The 20,276-nt window shown below is 63.2% G+C and carries 23 protein-coding genes; 18 read left to right on the top strand and 5 right to left on the bottom strand.

Annotated features, from left to right (window positions below; genetic code table 11):
• Window positions 1-106: 106 nt before the first annotated feature.
• From C7I87_RS24800 to C7I87_RS24785, 5 genes are read left to right on the top strand one after another with little or no spacing between them, the layout of a single operon-like run.
• Window positions 107-373: a hypothetical protein gene (locus C7I87_RS24800; protein ID WP_149906691.1), complete on the top strand. Its 267-nt coding sequence runs from the start codon at window positions 107-109 to the stop codon at window positions 371-373.
• On the top strand, window positions 370-618 hold the full coding sequence (locus C7I87_RS24795) for a hypothetical protein (RefSeq protein WP_149906690.1): 249 nt from the start codon (window positions 370-372) through the stop codon (window positions 616-618). Before C7I87_RS24800 ends, C7I87_RS24795 begins: the two co-directional genes overlap by 4 nt.
• A gap of 43 nt (window positions 619-661) precedes the next feature.
• A complete protein-coding gene (locus tag C7I87_RS36530; protein WP_281409070.1) occupies window positions 662-793 on the top strand; it encodes a hypothetical protein in 132 nt (43 codons plus the stop codon).
• Window positions 794-837: 44 nt separating this feature from the next.
• Window positions 838-1,062: a hypothetical protein gene (locus C7I87_RS24790; protein ID WP_149906689.1), complete on the top strand. Its 225-nt coding sequence runs from the start codon at window positions 838-840 to the stop codon at window positions 1,060-1,062.
• Entirely contained in the window at window positions 1,037-1,264 is a 228-nt protein-coding gene (locus C7I87_RS24785; RefSeq protein WP_306440517.1) for a hypothetical protein, read from the top strand. Before C7I87_RS24790 ends, C7I87_RS24785 begins: the two co-directional genes overlap by 26 nt.
• A gap of 13 nt (window positions 1,265-1,277) precedes the next feature.
• On the opposite strand, the gene C7I87_RS24780 is transcribed toward C7I87_RS24785, so the two are convergent.
• Window positions 1,278-1,544 carry a DUF1488 family protein gene (locus tag C7I87_RS24780; RefSeq protein ID WP_149906687.1) on the bottom strand — a complete coding sequence of 89 codons (267 nt, stop codon included), beginning with the start codon at window positions 1,542-1,544 and terminating at the stop codon, window positions 1,278-1,280.
• Window positions 1,507-1,776: a hypothetical protein gene (locus C7I87_RS36120; RefSeq protein WP_149906686.1), complete on the bottom strand. Its 270-nt coding sequence runs from the start codon at window positions 1,774-1,776 to the stop codon at window positions 1,507-1,509. Before C7I87_RS36120 ends, C7I87_RS24780 begins: the two co-directional genes overlap by 38 nt.
• Before the next feature lie 276 nt (window positions 1,777-2,052).
• On the opposite strand from C7I87_RS36120, the gene C7I87_RS24770 reads away from it, so the two are divergent.
• The 4 genes from C7I87_RS24770 to C7I87_RS24755 all read left to right on the top strand — a co-directional run bounded on the left by C7I87_RS24770 (window position 2,053) and on the right by C7I87_RS24755 (window position 4,916).
• Window positions 2,053-2,391 (top strand): co-chaperone GroES, encoded by a 339-nt coding sequence (locus C7I87_RS24770; protein WP_149906685.1) that lies wholly within the window; start codon window positions 2,053-2,055, stop codon window positions 2,389-2,391.
• Between the two features lie 37 nt (window positions 2,392-2,428).
• Complete coding sequence (gene groL, locus C7I87_RS24765) at window positions 2,429-4,060, top strand: chaperonin GroEL (protein ID WP_149906684.1); 1,632 nt, start codon at window positions 2,429-2,431, stop codon at window positions 4,058-4,060.
• 317 nt (window positions 4,061-4,377) lie between these two features.
• Window positions 4,378-4,737 carry a hypothetical protein gene (locus tag C7I87_RS24760; protein ID WP_149906683.1) on the top strand — a complete coding sequence of 120 codons (360 nt, stop codon included), beginning with the start codon at window positions 4,378-4,380 and terminating at the stop codon, window positions 4,735-4,737.
• Complete coding sequence (locus C7I87_RS24755) at window positions 4,737-4,916, top strand: hypothetical protein (protein WP_149906682.1); 180 nt, start codon at window positions 4,737-4,739, stop codon at window positions 4,914-4,916. Before C7I87_RS24760 ends, C7I87_RS24755 begins: the two co-directional genes overlap by 1 nt.
• Before the next feature lie 703 nt (window positions 4,917-5,619).
• On the opposite strand, the gene C7I87_RS24745 is transcribed toward C7I87_RS24755, so the two are convergent.
• Window positions 5,620-6,510, bottom strand: a complete 891-nt coding sequence (locus C7I87_RS24745; RefSeq protein WP_149906680.1) for a LysR family transcriptional regulator — start codon at window positions 6,508-6,510, stop codon at window positions 5,620-5,622.
• 209 nt (window positions 6,511-6,719) lie between these two features.
• Between C7I87_RS24745 and C7I87_RS24740 the strand changes: the two genes are divergently transcribed.
• Entirely contained in the window at window positions 6,720-7,658 is a 939-nt protein-coding gene (locus C7I87_RS24740; RefSeq protein WP_149906679.1) for a DMT family transporter, read from the top strand.
• A 52-nt stretch (window positions 7,659-7,710) separates the two neighbouring features.
• Window positions 7,711-8,433: a haloacid dehalogenase type II gene (locus tag C7I87_RS24735; protein ID WP_149906678.1), complete on the top strand. Its 723-nt coding sequence runs from the start codon at window positions 7,711-7,713 to the stop codon at window positions 8,431-8,433.
• A 52-nt stretch (window positions 8,434-8,485) separates the two neighbouring features.
• Here the strand turns inward: C7I87_RS24735 and C7I87_RS24730 are convergent, their stop codons facing one another.
• The gene (locus tag C7I87_RS24730) at window positions 8,486-10,543 is read right to left on the bottom strand and encodes an ABC transporter ATP-binding protein/permease (RefSeq protein WP_246696397.1); all 2,058 of its coding nucleotides are present in this window, start codon (window positions 10,541-10,543) and stop codon (window positions 8,486-8,488) included.
• A gap of 136 nt (window positions 10,544-10,679) precedes the next feature.
• Here C7I87_RS24730 and C7I87_RS24725 point away from each other — a divergent pair, with 136 nt between their 5' ends.
• Complete coding sequence (locus tag C7I87_RS24725) at window positions 10,680-11,564, top strand: hypothetical protein (protein WP_149906677.1); 885 nt, start codon at window positions 10,680-10,682, stop codon at window positions 11,562-11,564.
• Window positions 11,565-11,923: 359 nt separating this feature from the next.
• On the top strand, window positions 11,924-13,810 hold the full coding sequence (htpG, locus tag C7I87_RS24720; RefSeq protein WP_149906676.1) for a molecular chaperone HtpG: 1,887 nt from the start codon (window positions 11,924-11,926) through the stop codon (window positions 13,808-13,810).
• Window positions 13,811-13,880: 70 nt separating this feature from the next.
• On the opposite strand, the gene C7I87_RS24715 is transcribed toward htpG, so the two are convergent.
• The gene (locus C7I87_RS24715) at window positions 13,881-14,786 is read right to left on the bottom strand and encodes an AraC family transcriptional regulator (protein ID WP_188393985.1); all 906 of its coding nucleotides are present in this window, start codon (window positions 14,784-14,786) and stop codon (window positions 13,881-13,883) included.
• A 150-nt stretch (window positions 14,787-14,936) separates the two neighbouring features.
• On the opposite strand from C7I87_RS24715, the gene C7I87_RS24710 reads away from it, so the two are divergent.
• The 5 genes from C7I87_RS24710 to C7I87_RS24690 all read left to right on the top strand — a co-directional run bounded on the left by C7I87_RS24710 (window position 14,937) and on the right by C7I87_RS24690 (window position 20,233).
• The gene (locus tag C7I87_RS24710; RefSeq protein WP_149906674.1) at window positions 14,937-15,899 is read left to right on the top strand and encodes an SDR family oxidoreductase; all 963 of its coding nucleotides are present in this window, start codon (window positions 14,937-14,939) and stop codon (window positions 15,897-15,899) included.
• Between the two features lie 287 nt (window positions 15,900-16,186).
• Complete coding sequence (locus C7I87_RS24705) at window positions 16,187-17,065, top strand: ABC transporter permease (RefSeq protein WP_149906673.1); 879 nt, start codon at window positions 16,187-16,189, stop codon at window positions 17,063-17,065.
• Between the two features lie 30 nt (window positions 17,066-17,095).
• Window positions 17,096-17,938: an ABC transporter permease gene (locus C7I87_RS24700; RefSeq protein ID WP_149906672.1), complete on the top strand. Its 843-nt coding sequence runs from the start codon at window positions 17,096-17,098 to the stop codon at window positions 17,936-17,938.
• Window positions 17,935-19,077, top strand: coding sequence for an ABC transporter substrate-binding protein (locus tag C7I87_RS24695; RefSeq protein WP_149906671.1), 1,143 nt, complete (start codon window positions 17,935-17,937; stop codon window positions 19,075-19,077). The genes C7I87_RS24700 and C7I87_RS24695 overlap by 4 nt, the downstream gene beginning before the upstream one ends.
• Window positions 19,070-20,233 (top strand): ABC transporter ATP-binding protein, encoded by a 1,164-nt coding sequence (locus C7I87_RS24690; RefSeq protein ID WP_149906670.1) that lies wholly within the window; start codon window positions 19,070-19,072, stop codon window positions 20,231-20,233. Before C7I87_RS24695 ends, C7I87_RS24690 begins: the two co-directional genes overlap by 8 nt.
• Window positions 20,234-20,276 lie beyond the last annotated feature (43 nt).

The raw sequence follows: 20,276 nt of genomic DNA, 5'->3' as shown, positions 1-20,276 counted from the left end.
TCGAACGAGGCATATTTCCAGCGATTGCCGGAAATAGGAGAGCGGGAGTCGTCCCCGCTTCTTTGTTTTCAACTCGGCTCAGGCCGAGACAGATATCGAGGCACGAATGTCTGGCCGCACCACCCGCTCCATCGCGCATTTCGAAGCACCCTTCGTGCTCGGTGGGCTGGCAGGAACAATGCCGGCTGGCGACTACGACATCGACCATGACGAAGAGCTGATCGACAGCACATCGCGACTGGCCTGGCGCCGCGTCGCCACTTTCATCCATCTGCCGGCAAGAACCGTGAAAAGCCCGACCAGCCAGCTCGTCGCCATCGACCACGCCGAACTCGAAACGGCGCTTCGGCAAGACAGGGAGAATGCCGCATGATTCGCTTCCAGCAAAATGCACGCCCGCGCAATGACACGCCCTCGCATCTTTTCTCAGTGGGCCAGACTGTTCGCATGAAAAGCCGCACCGGCCTTCGCGAGAAGACGACAGAGCTGTTCGAGATCAAGAGCACACTGCCGGTCAAGGACGGCTCGCCGCAATATCGCATCCGCAGCGATCAGGAGACCCATGAACGCGTCACAACAGAAGACAATCTCGAGGCGGCCGATACTCCAGTTGTCTAAGTCCGCTTGAATCGCCGGCACCAAACACAACGAAGGATGGAAGATGGCCAAGGGTCAACAGCGTAGCAACCGCGAGACACGCAAGCCCAAGAAGGACAAGGTGGTGGCCAAGCCGGCCTCGCCGTTCGGTTCGGCCGTCAAGCAGGCGCAAGCCGGCCTGAAGTCCAAGGGCTGAAGTCACGGGCGCCAGACACCTGCCCTAACCGCACGGAGGCGTGCTTGAACTTCCTCATCGAGTTCTACCGATCGCGCAATGCCGACGAAGCCACGCTCGACAAGGTGTCGCTGGAGGCGCCAAACCTGCGCGCCGCGCTGCAGAGCGCGGCTGCGCTGTTCCACACGTTGGCCATGCCGCAGATTCCCGATCGTTTGCGCATCTGCGACGAGAACGGCAGCGAGCTTTATGTCGGCCCGGCCGATGGTGCGTATCCGGTCAGCATCTGAAAGGCACCCAATGGCAAACCGTTATGCACTGCGAATGGAACACCCGCACAGCTGGACAATTTTCGACGTTTTCACCGGCGAGCCCGCCGTGGTGAAACAGCGGATCATGGTCGGCATGGACACGCGCGATGCGGATGCCATGGTCGTTCAGATGAATGTTCGCGACATCAAGCGACGGGAAAAGGCCGAACGCAAATCATGATGCCTCGACGCGCTTATCCAAAATCGGCGGCAGTCAGCACATACATGCTTCTGCGGGTGCGGTCGTAGGCTTTTGCCGCCACGACATGGATTGCATTGCTCGCGATGTCGAAGGCGGCGAGGTAGCCGGCCTCGTCGGCAGCGGTTTCCGGATTGATCTTCGACATGGCGTCGGCAGCAACCGAAAAGGAAATCTGGAACATGCCGTCATGGCCGACGAAGCGGATGCGCTTGCCCGCCTCGTCATAACTGCGGCTGGTATTGGGAAATGTCAGGCTCATCACTATACCTCCGTTGCCGCCGCTTGATGGCCCGCGTTGGCAGTTTCTTCTTCGGGGTCGAACTAAAGGACCCCGCTATGCGATCGGTCTCTTGCTTGGCCAGCCGCAAGTCCCTGAGCCTCGCTGTCTTGCGCTCCCTGAGCTTTGCTTCGGACATGTACTCGGCGGTCGCCTTGTTGCGCTGAGTAGTCTTCTTCTGCTTGTCTGCAAAACGGGCTTCCGCTTTTTCCATGATATTCGGGGTTGGTTTCGGCCATCGGCAAATTCTCCCGCTGGTGAATGGAAATGCTAAAAGGAAGGCCGCCATAAAATAGGTAGCTAGAACGATAAATTCAAATTTGAAATATTTGCATATCAGCCGATACGGCTGGGCGAGACTGCAAAAAAATTCCTTTTGAATTTAGGCGCGGCCCATCAATAACTTTTTGGCACTGCTATCTATCGACTGCCAAAGCGTCTAATAGACAGGGCGCGGTCGCCATCATGCCGGCCCCAGAAAAGAGTCCCCATGAAGTTCCGTCCACTCCACGACCGCGTCGTTATCCGGCGCGCGGAAAGCGATACCAAATCCAGGGGTGGCATCATCATTCCCGACAATGCCAAGGAAAAGCCGCAGGAAGGCGAAGTCATCGCCGTCGGCCCGGGTGCGCGTGACGAAAACGGCGCGCTTGTTCCACTCGACGTCAAGGCCGGCGACTTCATCCTGTTTGGCAAATGGTCGGGCACCGAGGTCAAGATCGACGGCGAAGACCTGCTGATCATGAAGGAAGCCGACATTATGGGCGTTATCGACAAGAGCGAGACGGACATCATCGACAAGACCGGAGCGGTAAAGAAGGCCGCCTGATCTCGCTGTTCCCCCAAAACCGAACTGGATAAAAATCATGTCTGCCAAGGAAATCAAATTTTCCACCGATGCGCGTGACCGCATGCTGCGCGGCGTTGAGATCCTCAACAACGCCGTCAAGGTGACGCTAGGCCCCAAGGGCCGCAATGTCATCATCGACAAGGCTTATGGCGCGCCGCGCATCACCAAGGACGGCGTCACCGTCGCCAAGGAGATCGAGCTTGCTGACAAGTTCGAGAACATGGGCGCGCAGATGGTGCGCGAAGTGGCCTCCAAGACCAACGACCTCGCAGGTGACGGCACCACGACAGCCACGGTGCTGGCCGCTTCGATCTTGCGCGAAGGCGCCAAGCTGGTCGCCGCCGGCATGAACCCGATGGACCTCAAGCGCGGCATCGACCAGGCGGTCGCAGCCGTCGTCGGGGAAATCAGGGCGAAAGCCAAAAAGGTCAAGTCGTCGGCCGAGATCGCGCAGGTCGGCACCATCGCCGCCAATGGCGACGCCAGCGTCGGCGCGATGATCGCCAAGGCGATGGACAAGGTCGGCAATGACGGCGTCATCACGGTCGAGGAAGCCAAGACCGCTGAAACTGAACTCGACGTCGTCGAAGGCATGCAGTTCGACCGCGGCTATCTCAGCCCCTACTTCGTCACCAATGCCGACAAGATGCGCGCCGAACTCGAGGACCCTTACATCCTCATCCACGAGAAAAAGCTTGGCAACCTCCAGGCGATGCTGCCGATCCTCGAAGCGGTGGTGCAAGGCGGCAAACCGCTGCTGATCATTTCCGAAGATGTCGAAGGCGAGGCCCTCGCCACCCTGGTCGTGAACAAGCTGCGCGGCGGCCTCAAGGTCGCGGCGGTCAAGGCGCCGGGCTTCGGCGATCGCCGCAAAGCGATGCTGGAAGACATTGCGGTGCTCACCGCTGGCCAGATGATCTCCGAGGATCTCGGCATCAAGCTCGAAAACGTCACCATCGAGATGCTCGGCCGCGCCAAGCGCGTGCTGATCGACAAGGATACCACCACGATCGTCGACGGCGCCGGCACCAAGGCAACCATCCAGGCGCGCGTCGCCCAGATCAAGGGCCAGATCGAGGAGACGACCTCAGACTACGATAAGGAAAAGCTGCAGGAACGGCTGGCCAAGCTCGCCGGCGGCGTTGCCGTCATCCGCGTCGGCGGCGCCACCGAATCGGAAGTGAAGGAAAAGAAGGACCGCATCGACGACGCGCTGAATGCCACGCGTGCGGCCGTGGAAGAAGGCATCGTGCCAGGCGGCGGCGTCGCCCTGCTTCGTGCCCGGTCGGCGCTATCAGGCCTGAACGGCGCCAATGCCGATGCCACTGCCGGCATCTCCATCGTGCTTCGCGCACTTGAGGCGCCGATCCGCCAGATCGCCGAGAATTCCGGCGTCGAAGGCTCGATCGTCGTCGGCAAGCTCGCCGACAGCAAGGATCAAAATCAGGGCTTCGACGCCCAGAACGAGACCTATGTCGACATGATCAAGGCCGGCATCGTCGACCCGGCCAAGGTGGTGCGCACCGCACTGCAGGACGCCGGTTCAATCGCGGCCTTGCTGATCACCGCCGAAGCGATGATTACCGACGTTCCGGCAAAGGATGCGGCGCCTGGTGGCGGTGGAGGCGGCGGCGGCATGGGTTTCTAAGAACCGAAATCTTTGACCCGTGTGGCCAACTGCCCGCCGACAAGGCAAGCGGAGCGGAACCACAGCATTGCGCGATAGATTTCTTTCAGCATGCCGCCGGATCGCCGCACTTATAATTGCGCCGCGATCTCAGATCTGACCGGCTTAACCTTCGGGCGAATGATACGGGCCGTCTGCGATATTCACCCCGCGCAGGCGGTCCGACCGCGACCACGACCTCAGCGGGAGGCGCTGGCGACGTCTGCTTTCGGAAGCGGCAAGCGGCCCTTAGCGGCCGATATGAGGCGCAAGCGGCCGTCTGGGCCGGGTTGCTGCTGATGAGACTCGAGGACGAAGCCCGCCACAAATCCGAAGATGTGGACAATGCCGTCCTCGCAGACGTCGTGCTTGCCTTGCAGCGGCGGATCGAGGTGAACCACGACTTCGATATCCCTTATCTTGCCGGTTACAGCGAGGATGGGCGAACCGTCTATATCGACCGCCACTTACCGCGATCCATGGCGTCGCAGGGCCGGGCGGTAAGGCTTGCGCCCTTTTTGCTCACGCATGAGGTGGTCGAGAAATCGCTCTTGGACAAATTGCGACTTCACTATCTGCATGCCCACCAAATAGCGCTTCGGACGGAGCGGGATGCCGTCCGCGCAGCCGGTGTTTCATGGCAGGCCTACCAGCCCTGATGAAGAGCAACGAGAAGCCCATCGACGAGGAGAAGGTGAAAGCCGTCCCTCACGACCTCGACCTGACGCCCTATCGAGATTTGAAAGATTCCCCAGTGCTGGATCGGTTGGTCAAAGCAGCCCACGGATCGAAAGACGTGGACAGATCGCAGCCGTCAACGAAGAACCGCGCCAGATGATGAGCGGGTAAATAGAAGGGCTTGACCTCCTTACCCCGTCCACGCGCCTGACAGGGATCGTCGATCTGACCAACGGCTCAACCGTAGCTATCGATAGTGGTGCCTGTGATGGCGCCTGTGGTGATAATACCGGTGCGGGTAGTAGTACCGGTGATAATACCTGCGGTGGTATCGGTAGTACGGTCGATATGGCTGGTAATACGGGTCGTAGTACGGGCCGTAATACGGGTTGTAATAGGGCCGGTAGGGGAATGGCGGGCCTCCGAAACCACCAAAACCACCGAACGGTGAGAACAGAAATTGCGCCTTGGTTGGTGAAGTCACAGCGGCCGTCGCAGCAAGCGCGAGCACAGACGCCAATATCAGCTTTCTCACGGTTACCTCCATTAGTTCGACGTTAAATAACGCGAACGCTGGCTCACTCGTTCCTTGCGTTCCGCACCCCCTCCCAGCCGCTGCGGTGTGAGATCCAAAAGGCCGCCACCGCAGGAAGCGGGCTATTGCGTTCGGATTGACCGAGGCGGGGCGGACAAAGCGCTGAGGCGTCACGCTCCCGTTTCGCCGACGGCTCGGATCAGCGATTGACACCGCGCACGGCGTGGATGCGGCGCAAAGCAAACGTCTAGCATTGATCGGCTTAAGGACGGAGAAAACGAGATTTTCTTGAATCCAGAACGCCCAGGCCACCCCAATCCGCCATCCCTCACACCGCGATCTGCAGCGCCCCGTGGCGCCTCACCTCGGCCTCGATCTCCCTCACCAGCGTTTCCAGCGCGGGGTTGCGGGCGTTGCGGGCGCGGCGGATGACGTAGGCGAGGTCCGGGGGCTTGGGGAACTGCTTGTCGACGATCTCCATGCCGGGTTGCAGGTGCCGCTGGCTGAGCAGCGCGACGCCGAGCCCGGACGTCACGCCGGCGATGATGCCGGCGGCACTCGAGCATTCGAACACGATCTCGAACACCGTTCCCTCGTCCTGGCCGACATCGAGGCCCCAACGGCGATAGAAGCAGTTGTCGTCGAAGGACAGGAACGGCACCGGGTCCCCTTTCGCCAGGGTCAGTTCGGGCGACTTCACCCAATGCAGGCTCTCGCGGAAGAGCAGGATATCGGTGGGCCGGACCTCGTGCTGGAACACCTGGATGATGGCCGCATCGAGCGCGCCCTCGCCCAGCAGCTTCTGCAAGGCAAGGCTCATGCGCACTTGCGTGCGCACGCTGACCTCGGGGTGGAGCCGGCGAAACCGGCCAAGGATGCGCGAAAGGTCCGTGCAGGTCGTATCCTCGGTCATCCCCAACGCGATCTTGCCCTGCAGCGTGCTTTTCGACAGGCTCAGGATCGCCTCGTCATGGATGCCCAGGATGCGCCTGGCATAGCCCAGAAGGTCCTGCCCTGAACTGGTGAACATCGGCGCATTGGCCTTGCGGCTGAGGATTTCGCAGTCGAGGCTCGCTTCCAGCCGCCTGATCTTGTGGCTGACGGCCGACTGCGACAAGCCCAGCATCTCGGCGGCGCGCGTGACGCCGCCATGCTTCTCGATTGCCACCATCGCCCGCAAGGCATCGACATCCAGGCGGCGGCTCATCACTCCAGCCATGACAATCCTCGTTTGAAACGAAAGCGGCGCTCCAGGTGCTGGCGCGGAACCGGTTTTCAGGCAAATGAATATGCCAGATTTCGTGGCTATTTCATGGATGCATCGAAATTTGTCATGTGCAAAAGCGAATGCAGGTCGCCATAAGTCCGCACCCGGGATTGGCCGTGATCCGCTTGTGGAGCCCGGCGCCGCTTCAACGAAGAGACCGCATGACCCTCCCGAAACCGTCCCATCGCCTGGTCTGGCCGCTGATGGCGGCCGCGCTGGTCGTCAGCTGGAGTTCCGGCTTCGTCGGCATCCGCTACGCCAGCGAGAACGCCGACGTCATGCTGGTCCTGTTCTGGCGGACCTTGATGTCGGGACTGGTCCTTCTGCCCTTCGCGCTCATGGTCGGACCGCGCATCGGCGTACGCGCCTTGATACGGCAGATGGCGTTCGGCGTGGCGATGATGTTCCTTTATCTCGGCGGCTTCGCGCTTGCCATCGGCCAGCGCGTGCCGACCGGCCTGGTCGCGCTGATCTCGGACCTTGTCCCGCTCGCCATCGCGGCACTTTCGCAGCCCATCCTGGGCCACCGGCTGACATCGAGGCAATGGACCGGAACGGCGCTCGGGGTGCTGGGCGTGCTGATCGTCTCGCTGAACAGCCTCAGCCTCGGGACGGCGCCGGCCTGGGCGTATATGGTGACCATCGCTTCCATGATGGTCTTCGCCCTGGCGACCGTGCTGCAGAAGCGGATGGGCACGATCGACATGCCCATCCACCAGAGCCTGTGCGTTCAATGCCTGACGGCGGCGATCCTTTTTGCCGCCTGCGCCGGTTGGAACGGCGGGCTGATGCCGCCTCTCGATGGCCGCTTCGAGTTCGGCATCGCCTGGCTGGTGTTGTTTTCGACGTTCTTCTGCTACGGCGTCTATTATGTGAGCCTGCGCCTCTACAGCGCCGCGCAGGTCAGCAGCGTGATCTATCTCAGCCCGCCGGTGACGATGCTCTGGGCCTGGCTGCTCTTCGGCGAGCCGCTTTCGGCGGCGATGTTCCTCGGCCTTGCGGTGACGCTGTTCGGCGTCTGGCTGACATCGCCACGCGGCACGGCATCGAAGGCAGGTCTGCGCCCAGTCGGCCAGCCCGTCGGGCAACCGGCGGAGTGACCGCGATCCACGCAAACCAGGCCAAACGATGAACCGCAAGAGAGTGAACCCCATGAAGCTGACTGATTTCAAGGCCCTGACCTTCGACTGCTACGGCACCCTCATAGATTGGGAGACCGGCATGATCGAAGCCCTGAGGCCGCTGACCGCGCGGGTCGACCGCGGCCTGAGCCGAGACGAGATCCTGCAGGCGCACGCCCGTCACGAATCCAGCCAGCAGAACTGGACGCCGCAAAAACGCTACTGCGACCTTCTGGCTGTCGTCTACAAGCGGCTCGCCGAGGAATGGGGCGTCGTGGCCACACCGGAGGAATGCATCGCCTATGGCCAAAGCGTGAAGGACTGGCCGGCCTTCGCCGACACCGCCGCCGCCCTGCAATACCTCAAGCAGCACTACAGGCTGGTCATCCTCTCCAACGTCGACAACACGAGCTTCTCCTTTAGCAACAGGAAACTCGACGTCGATTTCGATGCGATCTACACCGCAGAGGACATCGGCTCCTACAAGCCGTCGCCCCGGAATTTCGACTATATGCTCGAAAAGCTGGCGACGCTCGGGATTGGCGACAAGGAGGTCCTACACACCGCCGAGAGCCTGTTCCATGATCACACTGTCGCCAACCGCCTGGGGCTCGCATCGTGCTGGATCCATCGCCGGCACGCCGACCAGGGTTTTGGCGCCACGATGCATCCCGGCGACATGCCGAAAGTGGACTTCCGCTTCGACAGCATGGCCGACCTGGTGAAGGCGCATAGGGAGGAATTGCGCGCCTGATGAACAGTCGCCGGGCCGTCCTTGCGAAAAAGCAGAACTCACCTGAGGGCCGTCAATTCTTTTTATGGGCGGTACCATTGTGCTCACGCGGCCTTTCGGCCGGCGCGCCGGAACCCCACAAGGCGCGGCCGAGCAGGCCCCTGCGCTTGCGCGGAACGAGATCGATATCGCTGACGAGCTTGGCGCCGCCCTTGCGCCGCTCGAGCGTGATCTTGCGGCTGTGGAAGGCCTCCAGCTCGGCCCGGTGCGCCACGCTGACGATGGTGACATCGGGCAATTCGTGGATGATGGTCTCCATCATCCTGTCCTGGCTCTTGTCATCGAGTGCCGCCGTCGCCTCATCCAGCACGATGATATCGGGCGCGTGCAGGAGGAGCCGCGCGAAGGCCAGCCGCTGCTTCTCGCCGCCCGACAGGGTCTGGTCCCATGGCGCGTCTTCCTCGATCTTGTCGCCGAGATGACCGAGCCCCACCTTGTCGAGGGCTGCCTTGATCTGCGGAACCGTCCAGTCGTCCGCGGCGCCGGGATAGGTTGCTGCCCGGCGCAGCGTGCCCGAGGGAATGTAGGGACGCTGCGGCAGCATGAACATGCGCCTGTCGGGGTGGAAATTGACACTGCCGCCGCCCCACGGCCACAGCCCCGCTATGGCCCGCACCAGCGTGCTCTTGCCCGAACCGGATTCGCCGGCCACCAGCAACCGCTCGCCCGGTTGGACCACGACCTCGGTTTCCTTGACCACGGCGGTGCCGTCGTCGAGCGACACGGAGAGATTGTTCAGGCTGAGCATCGTATCGTCTTTGGTCTCGCCATGACTGATGCGTCCGAGCGCGTCGCTCTCTTCGGCGCGTTCGAGCCCGTCGAGCGACATCATCAGCGAGGCGATGCGCCGTGCCGAGGCGTTCCAGTCGGCCAGACGCGGGTAATTGTCGACCAGCCATCCGAACGCGCCCTGCACGATGGCAAACGCGGATGCCGCCTGCATGACTTGCCCAAGCGACATCGAGCCGTCGAGGAATTTGGGCGCGCACAAAAGCACCGGCACCACCGGCGCGAACAGGCTCGATCCCTGGGAGACCAGCGCCGTGCGCATGTGCTGGCCCGCAAGCATCGCCCAACGCCCCAGCACGCCGGCGAAGGTCCTGTCGATGCCGCTGCGCTCCTCCTCCTCGCCGCCGAGCAAGGCGATGCTCTCGCCGTTTTCGCGCACGCGCGTCAGCGTGTAGCGAAATTCCGCTTCCGCCTGGTTCTTCTGCTCGGAGAGTTCGACGAAATGCCGGCCGATGACCACCATCGAGGTGGACGTGATGGCGGCATAGATGACCGCGGTGATGACGAGGAAGCCTGGAATGGTGATGTTCGCACCGCCGATCGGCAGCGTCAGCGCACCGCCGATCGTCCACAGCACGACGATGAAGGTCGAGGCCGCCAGGAAGGCATTGATGACGCCGGAGACGAAATCGACGGGGGATTCAGTGGCGATCCGCAGATCCTCGGCAATGCGGGCTTCCGGGTTCTGGTGATCGCCACTGACGAGATTGAGCTGGTAGTAGCGGCCGTTGGTGAGCCAGCGGCCGATGACCGATGTGGTGAGCCAGGAGCGCCAGCGGCGCTGGATGGTCATGCGCAGATAGACCTGCGCGACGACGAGGCTGACGCTTCCAAGCACCAGTGGCACGAACACGGCGCTCAGGTAATAGACGGTCGGGGCATTACGCTTTTCGATGGCGTCGAAGATCGAGCGGTTCCAGACATTGATTCCGTACTGGAAGCCGACATTGGCGCAGATCAGGATCAGGAGCCCGATCGTGCACGGCCAGGCGAGGCCGTCGCCGCGCCGGCTCCAGTAGCCGCGCGCGCTGATCCAGAAACGTTTCAGCAGATATTTCTTGCGCGCCTGCTCGGCCTGTTCGGGGGTCAATTGCGGATCAGTCTCCACCGCCTCCGGCGGCGGTGCGGACTCGCCGACGACCTCGGAAGCGGCCTCGACATCAGGCGCCTTCTGCCGGCGGGGCTTTCTGGCACCGTTTGGTTTGGCGCCGTCGGCCGGCCTCGGTTTGGATTTGATATCTGCCACAACGGCCATAACGGCCTGGAAATCGGAAGGTTTCATTGTCCTCCTGATATGACGACTTCCGGCCGTGCCAAGGCTGTTCTAGCATCCCGGCCAGCGGCAAGCTCGCCAGGGCTTCACCGCCGCACAATCGCCACCAAGCCACGCGAAGAGCTTGCGAAACGGAGGTTCCACGATGCGTCTGGTCTGGACTTTGGTGTTCGCGCTGGCGAGCGGTGCTGCCTATGCGGCTTCGCCGGAGGACGACTACATCGCCGCGCGCGACAAGGCGATATCAGCCATCGCCGCGATGGAAAGCGCGAACGCCCCCGTGGAAACGCTCGATGCGGCCAATGAAAAGGCCCGCGCCGATCTCGAAAAGCGCCTTTCCACGCTTCTCGGCCCCTTCACGGTCAAGGATTTTCCGGCGGCCGGCACGATCAATATCGAAAGCCTCAGTTCCTCCGATGTCGGCTTCGGCATGCTGGACGGACTTCGCCACGGCACCGAGGACGGCCCCAGCATCGTGGTGTCGACGCGCGGGCTGGTCGAGCGCTGGCTGCAATCGCGCGCCGCCGAGACGGATGCCGATCTCAAGCTGCCAACCAGTTTCGACGCGGCGCTGAAGCTCGATGCCTTCTACACCCAGGCCATCGGCAGCGACGCCGCTTTCACCGGCACGCTCGACTTTGCGCTGAAGAAGCCTGACGGCGCCGACATGGCGATCGCCCGCCTCGGCGGCTGGGCACAGGATGTCGGGCCGAACTACGATCAGGAGGTCGTCGTCACGGTCGTCAAGGGCAACAGCGTCATGATCGCCGAGGCGCCCGCGACACCGCCCGTCCCGAGGATCGCGGCCTGCGACGCGGTGTGGACCGCCGCCGACGCCGCCGCGCAGAAACTGGTCAAGCAGGCCACCGACGACAGCGACCAGAATACATCCGATGCCGCCGACGCCGCCTGGGCAAAAGGCGACAGCGACTTCCGCGCCTGCATGGGCAAGAACCTGCCTGACAGCCCCGTCTTCCCCGCGCTGCTTGCCCAGGCGCAGACGCTGGCCGACCACATGGCAGGTAAGTAAGACGCGGCGCCGATGCTGCCAATCTCCCCACTCGTGGGGGAGATGGCCGGCAGGCCAGAGGGGGGCGCTGTCCCGCCGACGTCTCAGTCGACGCTCGTGCTACTCCCAGTGTGATAGTGCGGCAAGGCCGAGATCCTTCGCGCCCCCCTCTGCCCTGCCGGGCATCTCCCCCACGAGGGGGGAGATTGGCTGTTTCGCCGTCAGCGCCGATTCCGCCCCTTGCGGCCTGCGCATCGCGTCACGATATTGTCGGCGCGCTGGCCTTTGAACAGAGTCGCCAGAGCAATTGAAAATGGTTGAAGGACGAACCTGGATCGTGCATGGCGCGGCGGGCGGATGAACAGCGTGGGAAACTCGGAATGACGACAGACACAAAAGCGACGGAAACCAAGGTGTTCGAGGCGGATGTTTCGCGGCTGCTGCACATGATGGTGCACTCGGTCTATTCCGACAAGGACGTCTTCCTGCGCGAACTGATCTCCAACGCCGCCGACGCCTGCGAGAAGCTGCGCTTCGAGGCCGTCAGCCATCCGGAATTGCTGGCCGACGATCCCAAGCCGCGCATCTCGATCTCGGCCGATCCCGACGGCAAGCTGATCACCGTCGAGGACAACGGCATCGGCATGAGCCGCGACGACATGACGGAGGCGCTGGGCACGATCGCCCGCTCGGGCACGCGCGCCTTCATCGAGCGCGTCGGCTCCGGCACCGAGGACACACAGCTCATCGGCCAGTTCGGCGTCGGCTTCTACTCCGCCTTCATGGTCGCAGAGCGGGTCGACGTCATCAGCCGCCTGGCGGGAAGCAATGAGGCCTGGCGCTGGTCGTCCGACGGCAAGGGTTCCTACGAAATCGCGCCCGCCCCGCTCGAAGCCGCACCCAAACGCGGCACCCGCGTCGTGCTGCATCTGATGGACGACGCCGTGTCCTACACCGGATCCTACCGTCTCGAGCAGCTAGCCAAGTCGCAGTCGGGCCACGTGCCTGTGCCGATCACGCTCATCGAGAAACCGGGCGCCGAGCCGCGCGACATCGCTGATGGCACGGCCCTTTGGGTCAGGCCGAAAAGCGAGATCAAGCCCGAGGAATACACCGACTTCTACCGCGGCCTCTCCGGCCAGTATGACGAGCCGGCCGCCACGATCCATTTCCGCGCCGAAGGCCGGCAGGAATACAGCGTGCTCGCCTTCGTGCCCGGCTCGCGTCCCTTCGATCTCTTCGACCAGGACCGCAAGGGCCGCATGAAGCTCTATGTGCGCCGCGTCTTCATAACCGACGAGGCCGATTTGTTGCCGCGCTATTTGCGCTTCATACGCGGGCTGGTCGATTCCGCCGACCTTCCGCTCAATGTCTCGCGCGAGATGATCCAGGAAAGCCCGCTGCTGGCCTCGATCCGCAAGGGCCTGACCAACCGCGTGCTCGGCGACCTGACCAAACTGGCGGAAAACGAAGTCGAGGCTTACGGGAAAATCTGGGAGAATTTCGGCGTCGTCCTCAAGGAAGGGCTGTACGAGGATTACGAGCGGCGCGAGCAGCTCTTGAAGCTCGCCCGCTTCCGTTCGACGGCCTCGGGCGAAGGCTGGCGCGGCCTTGCCGGCTATGTCTCGGCGATGAAGGAGGGCCAGAAGGCGATCTTCTTCATGGCCGGCGACGACCGCGCGCGGCTCGAGGCCTCGCCGCAGCTCGAAGGTTTCAAGGCACGCGGCATCGAGGTGCTGCTCTTGACCGATCCGGTCGACAGTTTCTGGACGTCGATGGCGCCGGAATTCGACGGCAAGCCGTTCAAGTCGGTGACGCAGGGCGGGGCGGAGCTTTCCGAAATCCCGCTGCTCGACGAGGCAAAGAAGCCGGACACGGCGGCGACGCCCGAAGTCGATGGCTTCCTGGCCTTCGTCAAGACCGCTCTCGGCGATGCCGTCTCCGACGTGAAGGCCTCCGATCGGCTGACCGAAAGCGCGGTCTGCCTGGTCGCGCCCGAACACGGTCCCGACCGGCAGTTCGAGCGACTGCTCAACGCCGCCGGCCGCCTGGACAAGACGGCCAAGCCGATCCTCGAAATCAACCCCCGCCACGAGCGCGTCCTGGCGCTCGCCGGCCTCGGCGAAGACGAGCAGGCCTTCAAGGACGACGCGGCCCACCTCCTCTACGACGAGGCGCGCGTGCTCGACGGCGACAAGCCTGCCGACGCCAGGGCTTTTTCCGAACGCCTTGCCCGGCTGATCGCGCGCGGCATCTCGAAGGGCTGAGGCCAGGGCAACGCCACGCCTTGATATCGATTGGCAAGAGGGCGCCGGCACGGAGCCGCGCCCGCGATCATTAGGCCGACATTCGCATATACGCGGTCGGAGAGCAGCCGGTCGCGCGGCTGAATGCCGTGCTGAACGCGCTGACCGACTGATAGCCAGCCAGTTCCGCGATCTCGGACATGGGTTTCTTTGACGACGTAAGGGCGGCCTTGGCGAGGTTCATGCGCCAGTTCAAAAGATAGTCCATGGGGGGCGTCCCCAAGGTTTCTGTGAAACGCGCCGCGAATGACGACCGGGACATACCCACCTGCCGCGCCAGCATGGCGACCGTCCACGGCCGCTGGACCTCCTGGTGCATCAGCCGCAGAGCCGCACCGATGTGTACGTCCTCCAGACCGGCTAGAAGGCCTCGCTTCGCCCCAGCAAGATCGCCAGCCCGATGCCGAAGAGATTCGACCAGCATGATCTCCAGCAGCCGGTCGAGGATCAGCGACCGACCCGGCCGGCTCGCCAGGGCCTCGTCTCCCAGAATCCTCAGCAACGCCTCCAAACGGTCCGCCACGATGTTGGCGCCGCGCACATGGATGACGGGGTGCATCAACCCCGTCAGCAGGTCAGCGTTGGGCGCCGCGAAAACGAAGGCGCCCGCGATGAACCGCGTGATCGTCGGGTCGCATGCCGACGAAATCAGGCATGCAGGGTCGTCGACGACGGATTTGAAGTCGACGGCGCGCCCGCTGCCGGAGGTACCCATTGTCCAGGAAGACGGAGACGCCAGCAGCAGGAAATCGCCGGCCTGAATGTCCATTTGCGCACCGTCCGCCAGTTCCACCTGGCATCTTCCTTCGATCACCTGGCCGAAGACGACCACGTCTGTCGTCGGGAAACGGATGCACCAGGCGTCGTGTGCCTCGATGACCCGCCACGCCAGCGCTTGCGGCTTCGACAGTGCGATGATTTGGGATAATGGATCCATTTTGGACGCCTGATAAACAAACCCGGAGTCTTGATTATATATACTCCGAATGTTCCGCGGTAAAGATCTGGATAGGGGCGACTGACTGCTCGGTGAAAACAACAACGGCCGCGCCATCAAGGCCGGGTCGCGGCAGAACAGGATATCCAGATGCGTGTCTTCGTAACCGGGGCGACCGGGTTCATCGGCTCGGCCGTCGTTCAGGAATTGATAGGCGCCGGCCATCAGGTGGTCGGGCTGGCGCGTTCGGACGCGGCGGCCAAATCCCTGGCCGCCGCCGGCGCACAAGCGCATCACGGCTCGATCGACGACGTGGCGAGCTTGCGCGCGGGGGCGGCGGCCGCGGACGGCGTGATCCACCTCGCCTATATGCACGGCCTCTCCAAAATGACGATTGGCGGGCGTCTTCGGATCCTGTTCGGTGGTCTTCCAGGCGGTATCATCTCGCGGTTCCTGGCAGTCAGCAGTGAAGCGGATCGGCGCGCCATCGACGCGCTCGGCTCGGCACTCGAAGGCTCGGGGCGGCCGCTGGTCGTTACCTTCGGCACCATGGGTCTGGTTCCCAGCGGCGCGATGACAGAGGAGGATGCACCCGATCCGCGCTCCCCGGGGGCCAGTCGGGCCGCTTCGGAGAAGGCGGTGCAGGTATGGGCGTCGCGCGGGGTACGCGCGTCGATCGTCCGACTGCCGCCGTCGGTCCACGGCGACGGCGACACGGGTCTCATCGCGCAGTTGATCGGCATTGCGCGCAAGAAGCGCGTCTCGGCCTATCTGGGCGACGGAAGCAATCGCTGGCCCGCCGTGCACCGCCTCGATGCTGCTTATCTCTTCCGATTGGCATTGGAGAAGGGCACGGCAGGCGCCAGGTATCATGGTGTCGCCGATGAGGGCGTGGCGTTTCGCGCGATCGCGGATGTGATTGGCAGTCGGTTGGGCGTGCCGGTCGCCGCCAAGACAGCACGGGAGGGGGCGGGACAATTCAGCTGGCTCGCGCCCTTTGTTGCCGCCGACAACCCGGCGTCAAGCCAGCGGACGCGAGAACGGCTCGGGTGGCAACCAGGCAAGCCGGGGCTGATCGCCGATATCAACCGGCCGGGCTACTTCGGCGCCTGAAGCCAACCCGCCGAGGCGGGGCGACGATGTGGCTGGGGCGTGTGCGTCCCCTGCCCGCTCAGTTCCCCGACCAGGCGCTTCCCGCGCCGATTTGCCGCCGGTAAAATTCGGTCATGCCTCGGCGTTGTGATTCCATCCGCCCATCAGTTCCGGCGTCTACTGCGGCCAGTGATGCGCCGAAATCCACTGGCTCAATCGCCGACTGTAGACATCGCGCGTTCAATCACCCAATCTTGGCTCCGGGAACAAAATAGCGCTTCAAAGAAAGCGCGGACGTCCGGGTGATCATGAAACGACGATGGACATTGTATGATCCACGGCTGGCCTGGATGCTCGTCGCGCCGGTGCTCCTGCTGCTGATCTTCTTCCTGGTGCTGCCGATCGCCGTGATGGCCGGCTATACCTTCTTCACCTTCGTCACCGCCGGCGTAGAAACGAGCGCGCTGACCACGGCGAACTGGCACGAATTCCTCACCGACAGCTATTATTCCGGCTTCCTCCTGAAGACGCTGAGGGTCGGGGCCATTACAGCGGCGCTCTGCGGGGTGCTCGGCTATTTCCCCGCCTATTTCATCTGGGCGACGACCTTCAGGCACAAATGGCTGCTGCTGCTTCTGCTGATCGTGCCGTTCTGGATCAGCTTCACCATCCGCACCTTTTCCTGGATCAACATCCTGGGCGAACAGGGCGTCATCAACGTTGCGCTGCTGAAACTGGGCATCATCAACGAGCCGCTGCCGATGCTCTACAATGAGGGGGCGGTCATCCTGGGCATGCTGCATTTCCTGCTGCCCTACATGATCCTCAACGTCTATGTCAGCCTGGAAAGCATTGATCGAACGTTGATTTCGGCGGCCCGCTCGATGGGCTGCACCAGCGCGCAGGCGTTCCGCGAGGTCACGCTGCCGCTGTCGCTGCCCGGCCTGGCGGCGGGCCTGCTGCTCTGCTTCGTGCTGGCCGCCGGCAGCTATGTGACGCCGCAGCTCCTCGGCTCGGGGCGCGACGCGCTGTTCGGCAACCTGATCTACGACACCATCATGGGCGAGCTGAACTGGCCGATGGGCGCCACGCTTTCGATCGTGCTGTTCATCGTGCTCGGCTTATTCGCCGCCGTCTACACGCGCTACATGGGCATGTCGCAGATCGTCAAAGGACTGGGCGGATGACGGGATTGGGCGGATGAAGGGATTGGGAGGATGAGAGAAACACGGCGCAAGCAGGAAGGCAGATGGGCGTGGCGGCTGACCGGATTCGTCACGGTCTGCGTCTACATCTTCATGTTCGCGCCGATCGTGGCGACAGTGATCCTGTCGTTCAATGCCTCGATGTTCGGCGGCTTCCCGATGACCGGCTTCAGCCTGCAATGGTACGGCAAGTTGATGGCCAATGAGGCGGTGCTGGCCGCCTTCCGCACGTCCTTGTGGATTGCATTGGTGACCGCGATCGTCACCACCGCCATCGGCGTCACCACGGCGTTTGCACTGGTGCGCTTCGATTTTCGCGGCAAGCAGGCGCTGAGCACGCTGGTGATCCTGCCGGCGCTGGTGCCGGAAACAATTCTCGGCGTTGGCCTGCTGGTGCTGATCAAGGCGGTCGACCAGCCCAGGACGATGCTGCTGCTGGTGCTTGGCCATATCCTGCTTGCCGTGCCCTATGTGGTGCTGATCGCCCAGGCGCGCATGATCGGCATCCGGCGCGTCTATGAGGAGGCGGCATTGTCGCTTGGCGCCTCGCGCTTTTCGTCCTTCCGCGAGATCACGCTGCCCCTGCTCATCCCGGCCGTGGTGGGCGGCGCCCTGCTCGCCTTCACCATCTCGTTCGACAACACTTCGGCCAGCCTGTTCTGGCGGCCGGCCGGTGTCGAGACCATGCCCACCCAGATCCTTTCGATGCTCAAGATCTCGATCAGCCCGGAAATCAACGCGCTCGGCACCGTGATGATCCTGGTGACCGTCGGCATCCCGCTCATCGGCGGCCTGGTCCTGCAAAGCCTGACAAAACTGAGAAGACGTGGCGAACCAAAGGAGGAAACACAATGAAACTCACCACCACGAAGCGGCTGGAACGGCTGCATGATCGATACGCCAATGGCGACCTGAGCCGCCGCACTTTCCTGACACTGACCGCCGCCGCAGCGGCATCGGCGGGCCTTTCCATGCCGTGGATGGGCCGGGCGCTCGCCGCGGTCCAGGAGGTTCGCTTCGATGGCTGGGGCGGCACCGTGCAGGACGCAATCGACAAGTTCGCCTTCCAGCCCTACACGGCCAAGACCAAGATCAAGGTGGTCCAGGGCACGTTCGGCGACGAGGACGAGATCATCACCAAGATCAAGACCGCCAAGCCAGGCGACTACCAGGTCATCCATTCCTCGGGCGTCAACTACTACATCAAATATGTGAACGCCGGCCTGACCTCGGAAATCAACGAGGCCAACATTCCCAACATGGCGAATGTGCTGCAGCCGATGATCGAGCCGTTCCGCAAGCTGACGCCCAAGCTTTCCGCCGTGCCCTACGACTATGGCACGACGGGCATCGCCTACAACACCAAGGTGATCTCGCCGGAGGAGGCCAAGGAAAAGGGCGCGGCCCTGCTGCTCGACAAGAAATATGCCGGCAAGGTCGGCGGCTATTCCGACATGACGACGCGCGTCTGGTACGCGGCGCTCGCCACCGGGCAGGACCCCAACAATCTCAAGGACATGGACGCCATCTGGGCCAAGGTGCGCGAGACGCGCGACCTCGCCAAGAAGTTCTGGAGCTCCGGAGCGGAGCTGATGGACCTTCTCTCCAAGGGCGAGATCGTGGTGACCGATGCGTGGTCGGGCCGCGTCGCCGCGCTGCAGGACCAGGGCCACCCGATCGGCTATCTCGATCCGGCCGGTTCCTATGCCTGGATGGAGGACATGCTGATCCTGAAGGGCTCGCCGATGGCCGAGTGCGAGGAACTGATCAACTTCATGCTCGACCCGGCGACCTCGATCGCAGTGGCCGAAGGCCAGAGCTATCCGCCGTCGCTGGACCCGAACAAGGTCAAGCTGACCGAGAAGATCGAGAAGCTGCCGGCATTCGACAAGACCGGCACCATGAAGTCGCTGACCTTCGCCGATCCGACCTACTGGGCGACCAACGAGGACGCCTGGACCAAGCAGTGGAACAGGATCTCGAAAGGTGCCTGACAGCCAGGGCACGACACTCCATCCCCGGCCTGTCCTGGCCGGTGCAGCCGGCGCGAGCGCGGCCGCCGAGGCGAACAGCCCGGCGGTCGAGTTCCGCGACATCGACATCGCCTACGGCAAGTTCGTCGCGGTGCGCGATTTCTCGCTTTCGATCCGCAAGGGCAGCTTCGTCACCCTGCTCGGACCCTCGGGCTGCGGCAAGACCACGATCCTGCGCTCCATCGCCGGCCTGGTCGATATTTCGGGCGGCCAGATCATGATCGACGGCCGGCGGGTCGACGACGTCCCGATCTACAAGCGCAACATCGGGCTGGTCTTCCAGAGCTATGCGCTGTTCCCGCACAAGAACGTGTTCGACAATGTCGCCTTCGGCCTGAAGTACCGCAACGTGCCGAAGCCCGAGATTGCGCGCAAGGTCGGCAAGGCGCTCGAGATGGTGCGGCTGCCGGGCAGCGAGAAGAAGCTGCCGTCGCAGCTGTCTGGTGGGCAGCAGCAGCGCATCGCGCTCGCCCGCGCCATCGTCTTCGAGCCGCAGGTGCTGCTGCTCGACGAGCCGCTGTCGGCGCTGGACGCCAACATGCGCGAGGAGATGCGCGTCGAGATCAAGAAGATCCAGAAGGAAACCGGCATCACCGCCATCTTCGTCACGCACGACCAGGAAGAGGCGCTCTCCATGTCGGATCGCATCGTGGTGATGAATGCCGGCGCGGTGGAGCAGATCGGCACGCCCGAGGAGGTCTACGAGGCGCCGGCCACGGCCTTTGTCGCCGACTTCCTCGGCAAGGCCAACATGCTTGCCGGGACCGTGCGCGGATCGGACCGAAAGACGGCGGTGGTGGTGCTTGGGACCGGACAGACGATCAACGTGGCCTGTCCAAGACCGCTTGCCGACGGCAGCAAGGTCACCGTCGTGGTGCGGCCGCAGAAATTTTCGGTCGGTGCTGGAGCGAGCGCCAACCGGCTCACCGGCCGCGTCGTTTCGGCCTCGTATCTGGGCGGCAGCGCAATCTACGAGATCGATATCGGCGGCAAGGCCAGCCTGCGCGCCAACGCGCCGATCACTGGCCGCGTCCTTCGTGAAGGCGAGACGGTCGACCTCGGATTCGATGCCGAGGGTTGCGTTCTGCTCGACGAGGGCGGCCAGCGGATTTCGTGATGCATGCCGCTTGGTAGCGGGTACGGCTCGGGCGGCGCCGAGG

Origin of the sequence: Mesorhizobium sp. SARCC-RB16n (genome assembly GCF_008520305.1) — a bacterium.
Lineage (GTDB): Bacteria > Pseudomonadota > Alphaproteobacteria > Rhizobiales > Rhizobiaceae > Mesorhizobium.
This window is presented reverse-complemented; position numbering and strand designations above follow the sequence as displayed.

Coding starts and splice junctions, on each gene's coding strand:
- C7I87_RS24800 (WP_149906691.1), top strand. CDS start 107: ATGTCTGGCCGCACCACCCGCTCCATCGCGCATTTCGAAGCACCCTTC.
- C7I87_RS24795 (WP_149906690.1), top strand. CDS start 370: ATGATTCGCTTCCAGCAAAATGCACGCCCGCGCAATGACACGCCCTCG.
- C7I87_RS36530 (WP_281409070.1), top strand. CDS start 662: ATGGCCAAGGGTCAACAGCGTAGCAACCGCGAGACACGCAAGCCCAAG.
- C7I87_RS24785 (WP_306440517.1), top strand. CDS start 1,037: ATGGTGCGTATCCGGTCAGCATCTGAAAGGCACCCAATGGCAAACCGT.
- C7I87_RS24780 (WP_149906687.1), bottom strand. CDS start 1,544: ATGAGCCTGACATTTCCCAATACCAGCCGCAGTTATGACGAGGCGGGC.
- C7I87_RS36120 (WP_149906686.1), bottom strand. CDS start 1,776: ATGGAAAAAGCGGAAGCCCGTTTTGCAGACAAGCAGAAGAAGACTACT.
- C7I87_RS24770 (WP_149906685.1), top strand. CDS start 2,053: ATGAAGTTCCGTCCACTCCACGACCGCGTCGTTATCCGGCGCGCGGAA.
- groL (WP_149906684.1), top strand. CDS start 2,429: ATGTCTGCCAAGGAAATCAAATTTTCCACCGATGCGCGTGACCGCATG.
- C7I87_RS24760 (WP_149906683.1), top strand. CDS start 4,378: ATGAGACTCGAGGACGAAGCCCGCCACAAATCCGAAGATGTGGACAAT.
- C7I87_RS24755 (WP_149906682.1), top strand. CDS start 4,737: ATGAAGAGCAACGAGAAGCCCATCGACGAGGAGAAGGTGAAAGCCGTC.
- C7I87_RS24745 (WP_149906680.1), bottom strand. CDS start 6,510: ATGGCTGGAGTGATGAGCCGCCGCCTGGATGTCGATGCCTTGCGGGCG.
- C7I87_RS24740 (WP_149906679.1), top strand. CDS start 6,720: ATGACCCTCCCGAAACCGTCCCATCGCCTGGTCTGGCCGCTGATGGCG.
- C7I87_RS24735 (WP_149906678.1), top strand. CDS start 7,711: ATGAAGCTGACTGATTTCAAGGCCCTGACCTTCGACTGCTACGGCACC.
- C7I87_RS24730 (WP_246696397.1), bottom strand. CDS start 10,543: ATGAAACCTTCCGATTTCCAGGCCGTTATGGCCGTTGTGGCAGATATC.
- C7I87_RS24725 (WP_149906677.1), top strand. CDS start 10,680: ATGCGTCTGGTCTGGACTTTGGTGTTCGCGCTGGCGAGCGGTGCTGCC.
- htpG (WP_149906676.1), top strand. CDS start 11,924: ATGACGACAGACACAAAAGCGACGGAAACCAAGGTGTTCGAGGCGGAT.
- C7I87_RS24715 (WP_188393985.1), bottom strand. CDS start 14,786: ATGGATCCATTATCCCAAATCATCGCACTGTCGAAGCCGCAAGCGCTG.
- C7I87_RS24710 (WP_149906674.1), top strand. CDS start 14,937: ATGCGTGTCTTCGTAACCGGGGCGACCGGGTTCATCGGCTCGGCCGTC.
- C7I87_RS24705 (WP_149906673.1), top strand. CDS start 16,187: ATGAAACGACGATGGACATTGTATGATCCACGGCTGGCCTGGATGCTC.
- C7I87_RS24700 (WP_149906672.1), top strand. CDS start 17,096: ATGAGAGAAACACGGCGCAAGCAGGAAGGCAGATGGGCGTGGCGGCTG.
- C7I87_RS24695 (WP_149906671.1), top strand. CDS start 17,935: ATGAAACTCACCACCACGAAGCGGCTGGAACGGCTGCATGATCGATAC.